This is a genomic window from Candidatus Streptomyces philanthi (assembly GCF_059553635.1).
In genome coordinates, this window is the sequence record NZ_JCANQV010000194.1 from 1 (window position 1) to 11,312 (window position 11,312).

Genomic DNA, 11,312 nt, shown 5'->3' on the forward strand with positions numbered 1-11,312 from the left:
CGCGGACGGTGGCGGGCGCCTGCCGGCGGCGGGCGGTGGCGGTGGGGTCGAGGGGCAGGGGCCATGCCCGTTCGGTGGTGGCCTCGGCGAGGGCGGGGTTCTCGGCGCCGTCCTCGGGGGCGTCGGCCCAGGTGTCGATCTCTCCGTGGCCGGCCTCGCAGTGGGTGCGGAGTGCTTCGAGGAAGGCGGAGGGGCCGCGGGGGCGTTTCTGGTCGGGGCCCCACCAGTGTCCTGAGCCGAGGAGGAGGGTGCGGGGGCGGGTGAAGGTGACGTAGCCGAGGCGGAGTTCCTCGGTCTTCTGGTGGTCCTTCATCGCCTCCTTGAAGGTCTTGAGGCCGCGGGCGGTCCATTCGTCGACGTCGGGGAGGGTGGCGGCGTCGCCGCGCAGGGCGTGGGGCAGGACCTTGGCCTGGGTGAGCCAGGAGTCGCGGGCCTGTTCGCTGGGGAACTGGCGGGTGACGAGGCCGGGGACGGCGACGACGTCCCATTCGAGGCCCTTGGACTTGTGGGCGGTGAGGACCTTGATGGTGTTGCCGCCACCGGGGAGGGAGCTGTCGAGGCCCTTTTCGTGGCGGGCGGCGGTGCGGAGGAAGCCGAGGAAGGAGAGGAGGGTGGCGTCGCCGTCGAGGGCGGCGCCGCCTTGTTTGGCGGCGAATCCGGCGGCGATGTCGAGGAAGGTGCCGAGGGTTTCGCGGCGGCGGGCGGCGAGGGCGTGGGGGGAGGCGGAGAGTTCGACGTCGAGGCCGGTGGTGGCGAGGACGCGGTGGAGGACGTCCATGAGGGGGTCGCCGAGGGAGCGGCGCAGGTCGCGGAGTTCTCCGGCGAGGTGGGCGAAGCGCCGGCGGGCCTGGGGGGAGAAGGGGAGGCCGTCGTCGGGTGTGCGGGGGTCGAGGAAGGTGTCGAGGGCGTCGGCGAGGGAGAGGGTTTCGGCGGGGTCGGTGCTTTCGACGGCGCGGGCGAGGCGCTGGTGGGGGTCGTCGGTGGTGTCGGGGTGGTGGACGAGGGTGCGGGCGCGGCGGCCGAGGAGGGCGAGGTCGCGGGGGCCGATGCGCCAGCGGGGGCCGATGAGGAGGCGGACGAGGGCGGCGTTGGCGGTGGGGTCCTGGAGGACTTCGCAGACGGCGACGAGGTCGGCGATCTCGGGGAGGTGGAGGAGGCCGGAGAGGCCGACGACCTCGACGGGGAGGTCGCGGGCGACGAGTTCGCCCTGGATGCGGGGGAAGTCGGCGGCGGTGCGGCAGAGGACGGCGATCTCGCCGGGTGGGGTGCCGGTGTTCACGAGGTGGGCGAGGTGGTCGGCGAGCCAGGTGAGTTCTTCGGCGTGGGTGGGGAGGAGGGCGCAGCGTACGGTGCCGTCGCGTTCGGCGCCGGGGGCGGGGCGGAGGGCCTCGACGCCTTCGTGGCGGGTGCGGAGGGGGGCGGCGAGGGTGTTGGCGAGGTCGAGGAGGCGGCCGCCGCTGCGGCGGTTCTCGCTGAGGGCGAAGCGGCGGGCGGGGGTGCCGTCGGCGTGGGGGAAGTGGGTGGGGAAGTCGTCGAGGTTGGCGACGGAGGCGCCGCGCCAGCCGTAGATGGCCTGGCAGGGGTCGCCGACGGCGGTGACGGGGTGGCCGGTGCCGGTGCCGAAGAGGCCGGAGAGGAGGAGGCGCTGGGCGACGGAGGTGTCCTGGTATTCGTCGAGGAGGACGACGCGGTAGGTGTCGCGAAGGATGCGGCCGACGTCGGGGCGGGTGGTGGCGAGGGTGGCGGAGAGGGCGATCTGGTCGCCGAAGTCGAGGAGTTCGCGGCGGCGTTTTTCGCCTCGGTAGGCGGTGACGAGGTCGGTGAGTTCGAGGCGGGCGCGGGTGGTGTCGGGGACTTTCCGCAGGTCGGCGTTGGTGAGGGGGGTGTCGCCGAGGGTGGTGAGGAGGGTGTGGTCGTGGGTGCGGAGGGTGTCGGGGTCGACGAGGTGTTCGGCGAGTTCCGCGTCGAGGGCGAGGAGGTCCTCGACGAGGGTGGGGAGGGAGGTGGTGAGGGCGGGGTAGGGGCCGGGGGCGGCGCGCAGGACGCGGGCGGCGAGCTGGAAGCGGGTGGCGTCGGCGAGGAGGCGGGCGCCCGGTTCGAGGCCGATGCGCAGGCCGTGGTCCTTGAGGAGCTGGCCGGCGAAGGCGTGGTAGGTGGAGATGCGGGGTTCGCCGGGGGGCTCGTCAGGGCCGGGGAGGTCGGCGGGGGTGGTGGCGCCGGCGGCGAGGAGGGCTGTGCGGACGCGTTCGGCGAGTTCGCCGGCGGCCTTGTTGGTGAAGGTCAGGCCGAGGACCTGTTCCGGGGCGACCTGTCCGGTGCCGACCAGCCAGACGACGCGGGCGGCCATGACCGTGGTCTTGCCGGAGCCGGCTCCGGCGACGATGACCTGCGGGGCGGGCGGCGCGGTGATGCAGGCGGTCTGTTCCGGGGTGAAGGGGATGCCGAGCAGCTCCTTGAGCTGTTCGGGGTCGGTCAGGGGCGCGGTCACACCGGAAACCGTAACCGGAGCCGCTGACATCGCGGTCGCGGTCATTCGACGATGTGGCGTCCTTCGGGGCGGGCGCTGCAGGCGGCGCGGAAGGCGCAGTGGGTGCAGTGGGGGCCGGTGGTGGGGGTGAAGCGTTCGTCGAGGACGCGTCCGGCGGCGGTGGCGAGGAGGTCGCCGATCCAGGCGCCGTCGAGGGGCTGCTGGGTCTGTTCGGCGGGCAGGGTGTCGCCGCCGTCCTTGCGGGGGGCGCCGAGGCGGAGGTGGACGAGGCGGGCGCCGCCGCTGTCGGGGCGCTGTCCGGCGAACGCGTCGTCGAGGGCGCCTTCGCGGACGGCGAGCTGGTAGACGGCGAGCTGGGGGTGGCGGTCGACCTCGGGGCCGGTGGGTTTGGTGCGGCCGGTCTTGAAGTCGACGACGTAGGCGCGGCCGTCGGTGTCGCGGCGTACGTGGTCGATGCTGCCGCGGATGCGGACCTGGTGGCCGCCGGCTTCGAGGGTGACGTCGAATTCCGCTTCGGTGGCGACGGGGTCGCGGTGGTGGAGGTCGCGTTCCTTGACGTGCCAGTGGAGGAAGCGTTCCAGGGCGGCGCGGGCGTTCTCCTTCTCCTGGCGGGACTTCCAGGGGGCGTCGAAGGCGAGGGCGTCCCAGACGGAGTCGAGGCGTTCGCGCAGGACGGCGAGGTCGGCGGGGGTGCGGCCGGAGGCGACCTCGTCGGCGAGGACGTGGACGACGTTGCCGAAGCCCTGGGCGGCGGTGGCGGGGGGTTCGGCCTTGACCTCGCGGCCGAGGAACCACTGGAGGGCGCAGGTGCGGGCGAGCTGGTCGAGGGCGCTGCCGGAGAGGGTGACGGGCCGGTCGCGGTCGCGGAGGGGGACGGTGCTGTGGGTGGGTTCGTGCAGGCCCCACCAGGTGTCGGGGTGGGCGGCGGGGACGAGGGCGGTGTGGTCGTCGCCCTCCAGGGCGGCGAGGCGGGCGAGGCGGCGGGCGGCGGCGTCGCGGAGGGCGGGGCTCGCGGCGAGGTCGACGGTGGTGGCGCGGAGTTCGGCGACGAGGGCGGCGACGGACAGGGGGCGGCGGGGGCGTCCGGTGACGTCCTGGGGGGTGACGCCGAGTTCGGTGAGGAAGCGGGAGGGCTGGTCGCCGTCGTCGGCCGCGGCCTTGACGGCGGTGACGACGAGGCGGTCGCGGGCGCGGGTGGCGGCGACGTAGAAGAGGCGGCGTTCCTCGGCGAGGAGGGCGGCCTGGGGCAGGGGTTCGGCGAGGCCGTCGCGGCCGATGCGGTCGGCCTCCAGGAGGGAGCCGCGGCGGCGCAGGTCGGGCCAGAGCCCTTCCTGGACGCCGGCGACGACGACGAGGCGCCATTCGAGGCCCTTGGCGCGGTGGGCGGTCATCAGGCGGACGGCGTCGGGGCGGGTGGTGCGGGGGGTGAGGGTGTCGGCGGCGATGTCCTGGGCGTCGAGTTCCTCCAGGAAGTTGAGGGCGCCGCGGCCGCCGGTGCGTTCCTCGGCGCGGGCGGCGGTCTCGAAGAGGGCGACGACGGCGTCGAGGTCGCGGTCGGCGTTGCGGCCGGCGGCGCCGCCGCGGCGGGCGGCGCGCTCCAGGCGCTGCGGCCAGGTGGTGCCGTTCCACAGTTCCCACAGGGCCTGTTCGGCGGTGCCTCCGGAGGCGAGCAGGTCGCGGGCGGTGCGCAGCAGCGCGCCGAGGGTCTGCGCGCCGCGGGCGTACGCCGGGTCGTGGGTGGTCAGGCGCTCGGGTTCGGCGAGGGCGCGGGCGATGAGCTGGTCGGAGGGGCGGGGGGTGGTGACTCCGGCGGCCCGTTCCTCCTCGCGCAGGGCGCGGCCGAGGCGCCGCAGGTCGGCGGGGTCCATGCCGCCGAGGGGGGAGGAGAGCAGGGTGAGGGCGGTTTCGGCGTCGAGGGCGGGGGTGTGGTCCTCGGGGGCGTTCTGCGGCGGGGCGGTTGCCGGGGGGTTGTCGGGCTGTCCCCCAGGGGCCGCTCCGGGGGTGCCGTTCTCCGGGGAGCCGTCGGACTCTCCCGTCGGCTCCGCACCGGGGATGTCGCCCGGCGTATCGCCCTCCGAGGAGCCGTCGGGCTGCCCCGCGGCCCCCACTCCGGGGACGTCGCCCGGCGTACCCCCCTCCGGAGAACCGCCGGACTCCCCCGCAGGCCCCGCACCGCCCCCGGAAACACCGTCCTCCTGCCCGTCACCGTCCCCCTCGCCCCGGCCCGTGCCCTCCCCCGCCAGCGCGGCCCGTGCCGCTGTGCGCAGGGCCGTGAGCAGGGGGGCGACGGCGGGTTCGTGGCGGAGGGGCAGGTCGTCGCCGTCGATGTCGAGGGGGACGCCGGCGGAGGTCAGGGCGCGGCGGACGCCGGGTATGGAGCGTGCGCCGGCGCGTACGAGGACGGCCATCTCGCTCCAGGGCACCTGGTCCTCCAGGTGGGCGCGGCGCAGGATGTCGGCGATGTTGTCGAGTTCGGTGCCGGGTGTCGGGTAGGTGAAGACGTCGACGCGGCCGCCGTCGTGTACGGCGGTGGGTTCGCGGTGGGCGCGGACGGTGCGGGCCGGGAGGCGGGTGAGGGGCATGCGCCGGGTGAGCTGCCGGGTGGCGTCCAGGACGGTGGTGCGGGCGCGCCTGTTGGTGCGCAGGACGGTGACCGGGGCGGGGCTGCCGTCGTCACGGGGGAAGGTCGTGGGGAAGTCGAGGATGCCGTTGAGGTCGGAGCCGCGGAAGGCGTAGATGGACTGGTCGGGGTCGCCGAAGGCGACGAGGGTGCGGCCGGGGGTGCCGGCGAGTGCCCGCAGCAGGCGGACCTGGGCGGCGTCGGTGTCCTGGTACTCGTCGACGTAGACGGCGTCGTAGGCGTTGGCGAGCCGGGCGGCGGTTTCGGGGCGCCGGGTGAGCAGGACGGCGCGGTGGACGAGTTCGGCGTAGTCGAGGACGCCCTGGGCGTCGAGGACGTCGAGGTATTCGGCGAGGAAGGCGGCGGCGGCGCCCCAGTCGGGGCGGCCGGTGCGGCGGGCGAAGGCGGCGAGGGCGTCGGGGCCGAGGCCGAGTTCGCGGCTGCGGGCGAGGACGGCGCGGACCTCGTCGGCGAAGCCGCGGGTGGTCAGGCAGGCGCGGAGGTCGTCGGGCCAGGCGGCGCGGTCGCGTCCGGCGCCGGCGAGGTCGGCCTGGCCGGCGAGCAGCTCGCGGACGACGAGGTCCTGTTCGGGGCCGGAGAGCAGGCGCAGCGGGTCGGCGAAGAGGTCGGCGTCCTGGTGGGCGCGGACCAGGGCGTAGCAGAAGGAGTGGAAGGTGGTGGCCTGGGGCAGGGCGCCGCCGCCGAGGCGGGCGGCGAGCCGGTCGCGGAGGGCGGTGGCGGCCTTGCGGCTGAAGGTGAGGACGAGGAGGCGTGCGGGGTCGGCGCCGGTGCGGATGCGGTGGGCGACGGACTCGACGAGGGTGGTGGTCTTGCCGGTGCCGGGTCCGGCGAGGACGAGGAGGGGGCCGTGCCGGTGGTCAACCACGGCGCGCTGGTCGGCGTCCAAGGCAGGAGGGTCCGCGGGGCCCGGCGCGGTGCGTACCAGCCGGTATGTCCCGGGGGTGTCCCGCCGGGCCGTGGACGGCTGCGGCCGCTGCGGCGGGATGTCCGAGAAGGAGGAACTCACGTGGTTCGCCGGTCCTGGGGGAGGTGCTGTTCGTGGTGCGGTCGGTGAGGCCGTGCCGGGTGGCCTCCGGTGTGCCGGGGGCCGTCGCGGTGGTGGCCGCAGTGGCCGACCTTACGCCGGACGGGCCCCGTGGCGGGAAGGCCGGCCGCCGGGGGGCGTGCGCCGGGTCAGGGGTGCGCCGTGGGTCCGTGGCCGTCCCAGCGGGCGCGGCGCATGTCGAGGCGGGGCAGGGAGCCCTGGCCGGTGCGGGAGGCGTCCCGGAGGGGGGTGCCCTCCTCGCGGTAGTGCGCGAGGGCGCGCCGTTCGCTGCCGGGCAGCAGTGCGCCGTCGGCGCGCACCACGCGCCACCAGGGCACGGCGGCGCCGTACAGCGCCATGACGCGTCCGACCTGCCGGGGTCCCAGGCGTCGGCCGGTGTCGTCCTCGTCGAGCCATTCGGCGATGTCGCCGTAGGTCATCACGCGGCCGGGCGGGATCAGCTCGACGACGTCGAGGACCCGTTCCGCGTCCGCGGGCAGTTCTCCCGCGCCGTCGGCCCCGGTCGGGTGGTCTGCCGCTGCTCCGGTCCCACTCATTCGGTCCATCCTGCCGTATGCCGCCGACAACGGTGTGCCGGTCGCGGGGACGCGTCGGCGGGCGGGGCGGGGATGATGGGAAGGGAGCGGGCCGGGTCCCGTCCGGCGGCGGGTGTTCCGCTTCCCGGGTCGTCGAAATGCACCCTGATGCCCTCCGCCGCGGCCCGGCCGTGCCACCATCGTGGGCGGTGACCGGTGATACGCGAGCAGGAAGGAAGGTCCGGGCAGCAGGGCGCGGCGCCTCCGCCGGAGGGCGGCGCACCCGAGGGCCCCATGCCGGGTGCCGCCCCGCGCAGTCGGCGCGGGTACCGGCGGCGTGAGGCACCACGGGGGAAGCAGCAACGGAAGCCGGCCACGGCCTCCGCGACCGAAAAGGCGAGCACGATCAAGAAGGCCGAACGACCCGAGGCGTCTAAGAGGCCGGAAGGGCCCCCAGCGCCCGCGCACAGCGAGCGGTACGACGAGCAGGGGCGGCAGCACACGCGCCGGCGGCGGGAGCACACGCCGCGCGCCGGGCGGCAGCCGGACGCGGAGCACACCCGGCCCGAGCGGCCGGAGGGAGTGTCCGCGGCGGCCGGTGAGGGCCGTGGTGTGCCCCGGACGGGGTCGCACCGCGCGGCGCACGAGGGCGAGGAGTTCGTGGGCGCCGAGTTCCATGTGGACCGGGTGTCGGGTGATGAGCCGTTGCTGCCCGCGCGGGTGCACCGTCCGTCCGATCTGCTGCGGCTGCTGCTGGGTATCGCGGGGATCGCGCTGGTGGTGGCGCTGGCGACGTTCGCGCAGGGCACGACCGAGGGTCTGAAGAACGACATCGGTGAGAGCGCGGGCCAGGTCCCGCGGCTGCTGATCAACTTCACGGGTCTGGCGTCGAGCATCCTGGTGCTGATCGTGCCGGTGGTGTTCGCGGTGGAGCGGCTGATCAAGCGGGACGGGCTGCGGATCGCGGACGGTGTGCTGGCGGCGGTGCTGGCGCACGGGGTGTCGCTGGCGACGGATCTGTGGGTGGCACAGGCGGCGCCGCAGTCGACGCGGGAGGCGCTGATGCAGCCTCTGGCGAACGGTTCCCTGTCCGCGCCGGTGCACAGTTACCTCGCGCCGGTCATCGCGTACATGACGGCGGTGGGGATGTCGCGGCGGCCGCGCTGGCGGATCGCGATGTGGTGCGTGCTGCTGATGGAAGCGTTCGCGGTGCTGGTCGGCAACTACTCCACCCCGTTCGCGATCATCACGACGGTGCTGATCGGCTGGACGGTGGCGTTCGGCACGCTCTACGCGGTCGGCTCGCCGAATGTGCGCCCCACGGGTCAGCATCTGCTCGCCGGTCTGCGGCGGGTCGGTTTCCACCCGGTGAGCGCGCTGCGCGCCGAGGACCTGACCAATCCTGATCATCCCGAGCATTCCGACCGGGGCCGCCGTTATCTCGTCACGCTGGAGGACGGCCCGCCGATCGATGTGACCGTCGTCGACCGGGAGCAGCAGGCGCAGGGGTTCTTCTACCGGGTGTGGCGGCGGCTGTCGCTGCGCGGCATCAACCAGCGGCGCAGTCTCCAGTCGCTGCGGCAGGCGCTGGAGCAGGAGGCGCTGCTGGCGTACGCGGCGATCGCGGCGGGGGCGAGTGCCCCGAAGCTGATCGCGACGTCGGAGCTGGGTCCGGACGCGGTGATGCTGGTGTACGAGCACATCGGCGGGCGGCGGCTGGACAGGCTGGCGGACGAGGAGATCACCGACGCGCTGATGCACAGTGCGTGGCGGCAGGTGGAGGCGTTGCAGTCGCGGCGGATCGCGCACCGCAGGCTGGTGGGGGACGCGCTGCTGGTGGATCGTTCCGGCGATGTGGTGCTGACGGAGCTGCGGGGCGGGGAGATCGCGGCGGGCGATCTGGTGCTGCTGATGGACATCGCCCAGTTGCTGACGACGTTCGGGCTGCGGGTCGGCGCGGAGCGCGCGGTCGCGGCGGCGGTGGAGGTGCTGGGCCCGGACGCGGTGGCCGACAGTCTGCCGCTGCTCCAGCCGATCGCGTTGAGCCGGACGACGCGGGCGACGCTGCGGCAGCTGGCGCGGGAGCGTGCCGCGCGGGAGCGGGAGGCGGTGCTGGCGGCGTCGCAGGCGGCGAAGGAGGCCCGGGAGGCGCTGGCGGCGGCCGGTCCGAAGGACCGCAAGGCGCTGCGGGCGATGCGCAGCGCGGAGAAGAGTGCCGAGAAGCGGGCGTTGTACGAGGCGTCGGAGGAGGCGCGGGAGGAGGATCTGCTCTCGCAGATCCGGCGGCAGGTGCTGCTGGTGCGGCCGACGGCGGTGATCGAGCCGGCCCGGTTGGAGCGGCTGAGTCCGCGGATTCTGATCAGTTGGATCGCGGGGGCGTTCGCCGCGTATCTGCTGTTGTCCCAGCTGACCCACTTCGATCTGGGTGAGGTGATCAGCCGGGCGCAGTGGGTGTGGGTGCTGGTGGCGTTGTTCTTCTCGCTGTTCACCTACCTCGCGGCGGCGATGAGCCTGCTGGGGTTCGTGACGGAGAAGGTGTCGTTCTGGCGGACGGTGCTGGCGCAGGTCGCGGGGGACTTCGTGAAGCTGGTGGCGCCGGCGGCGGTCGGCGGTGTCGCGCTGAACACGCGGTTCCTCCAGCGTGCGGGGGTGCGGCCGGGGCACGCGGTGGCGAGTGTCGGCGCGTCCCAGCTGTTCGGGCTGGGCAGTCATGTCCTGTTGCTGCTGACGTTCGGCTATCTGACGGGGACGCAGAGCACGGGCGAGCAGTTGGCGCCGTCGCGGACGGTGATCGCGGGTCTGCTGACGGCGGCGGTGCTGGCGCTGGTGGTGACGGCGGTGCCGGCGCTGCGGAAGTTCGTGGTGACGCGGGTGCGGTCGTTGTTCGCCGGGGTGGTGCCGCGGATGCTGGACATCCTCCAGCGGCCGCGGAAGCTGATCACCGGTATCGGCGGGATGGTGCTGCTGACGGGCGCGAACGTGATGTGCCTGGACGCGTCGATCCGGGCGCTCGGCGGTGGCGACCAGGTCACCTACGCGACGATCGCGGTGGCGTTCCTGGCGGGCAACGCGCTGGGGTCGGCGGCGCCCACCCCGGGTGGTGTGGGCGCGGTCGAGGGCGCGCTGATCACCGCGCTGACGCTGGCCGGGCTCCAGGCGGACATCGCCTTCCCCGCGGTGCTGCTGTTCCGGCTGATGGTGTTCTGGCTGCCGGTGCTGCCTGGCTGGCTGGCGTTCACGTATCTCCAGCGCAAGGGCCAGATCTGAGCGGTCCGGGAACGTCGAAGGCGCCGGCCCGCCGGGGAGCGGGACGGCGCCTTCCGTATGTCGTGGGTGATCAGTAGACGGGCTTGTGCGGCTCGATCTGGTGGACCCAGCCGATGACGCCGCCGCCGACGTGGACGGCGTCGGCGAAGCCCGCGGACTTGAGGACGGCGAGGACCTCGGCGGAGCGGACGCCGGTCTTGCAGTGCAGGACGATCTTGCGGTCCTGCGGGAGGTCCTGGAGGGCGGTGCCCATCAGGAACTCGTTCTTGGGGACCAGGCGGGCGCCGGGGATCGAGACGATCTCGTACTCGTTGGGCTCCCGGACGTCGATGATCTCGATCTTCTCGTCGCCGTCGATCCACTCCTTGAGCTGCTGGGGAGTGATCGTCGAGCCGGCGGCGGCCTCCTGGGCCTCCTCGGAGACGACGCCGCAGAACGCCTCGTAGTCGATCAGTTCGGTGACGGTGGGGTTCTCGCCGCAGACCGCGCAGCCCGGGTCCTTGCGGACCTTGACCTGGCGGTAGGTCATCTCCAGCGCGTCGTAGATCATCAGCCGGCCGACGAGCGGGTCGCCGACGCCGGCCAGCAGCTTGATGGCCTCGGTGACCTGGATGGAGCCGACGGAGGCGCACAGCACGCCGAGGACGCCGCCCTCGGCGCAGGAGGGCACCATGCCGGGGGGCGGGGGCTCCGGGTACAGGCAGCGGTAGCAGGGGCCGTGCTCGCTCCAGAACACCGATGCCTGGCCGTCGAAGCGGTAGATCGAGCCCCAGACGTAGGGCTTGTTCAGCAGGACGCAGGCGTCGTTGACGAGGTAGCGGGTGGCGAAGTTGTCGGTGCCGTCGACGATGAGGTCGTACTGCCCGAAGATCTCCAGGACGTTGGAGGAGTCCAGGCGCTCCTGGTGGAGGTTGACGGTGACGTAGGGGTTGATGCCCAGCACCGTGTCCTTGGCGGACTCCGCCTTGGAGCGGCCGATGTCGGCCTGGCTGTGGATGACCTGGCGCTGGAGGTTGGACTCGTCGACCTCGTCGAACTCCACGATGCCCAGGGTGCCGACGCCGGCCGCGGCGAGGTACATGAGGGCGGGGGACCCCAGGCCGCCGGCGCCGACGCACAGCACCTTGGCGTTCTTCAGCCGCTTCTGCCCGTCCATCCCGACGTCGGGGATGATCAGGTGGCGGGAGTACCTGCGGACCTCGTCGACGGTGAGCTCCGAAGCGGGCTCGACCAGGGGTGGCAGCGACACGGGAACTCCGTTGCTCGGTATCTGCGGAACCGTCCCCGCGGGCGCGGGGTGCATCGTTCGTAACACTGCCACGGCTTTCTTCATTCCGAGACACCAGGTCCGGTCCG

Annotated in this window: 5 protein-coding genes; 1 reads left to right on the forward strand and 4 read right to left on the reverse strand. The window is 73.9% G+C overall.

Features of this window, described 5'->3' with window-relative positions:
• The 3 genes from AC51EU_RS20795 to AC51EU_RS20805 all read right to left on the reverse strand — a co-directional run.
• The coding region (locus AC51EU_RS20795) for an ATP-dependent helicase (RefSeq protein WP_496268518.1) at positions 1-2,533 on the reverse strand (2,533 nt) is incomplete at its 3' end.
• Positions 2,530-6,135, reverse strand: coding sequence for an ATP-dependent helicase (locus tag AC51EU_RS20800; protein ID WP_496268519.1), 3,606 nt, complete (start codon positions 6,133-6,135; stop codon positions 2,530-2,532). The genes AC51EU_RS20795 and AC51EU_RS20800, both read right to left, overlap by 4 nt.
• A 167-nt stretch (positions 6,136-6,302) precedes the next feature.
• The gene (locus AC51EU_RS20805; RefSeq protein WP_496268520.1) at positions 6,303-6,710 is read right to left on the reverse strand and encodes an MGMT family protein; all 408 of its coding nucleotides are present in this window, start codon (positions 6,708-6,710) and stop codon (positions 6,303-6,305) included.
• A 273-nt stretch (positions 6,711-6,983) separates the two neighbouring features.
• Here AC51EU_RS20805 and AC51EU_RS20810 point away from each other — a divergent pair, with 273 nt between their 5' ends.
• Positions 6,984-9,956 (forward strand): lysylphosphatidylglycerol synthase transmembrane domain-containing protein, encoded by a 2,973-nt coding sequence (locus tag AC51EU_RS20810; protein ID WP_496268521.1) that lies wholly within the window; start codon positions 6,984-6,986, stop codon positions 9,954-9,956.
• A gap of 70 nt (positions 9,957-10,026) precedes the next feature.
• Here AC51EU_RS20810 and moeZ read toward each other — a convergent pair whose 3' ends face one another.
• Positions 10,027-11,205, reverse strand: a complete 1,179-nt coding sequence (gene moeZ, locus AC51EU_RS20815; RefSeq protein WP_496268522.1) for an adenylyltransferase/sulfurtransferase MoeZ — start codon at positions 11,203-11,205, stop codon at positions 10,027-10,029.
• Positions 11,206-11,312: the final 107 nt, after the last annotated feature.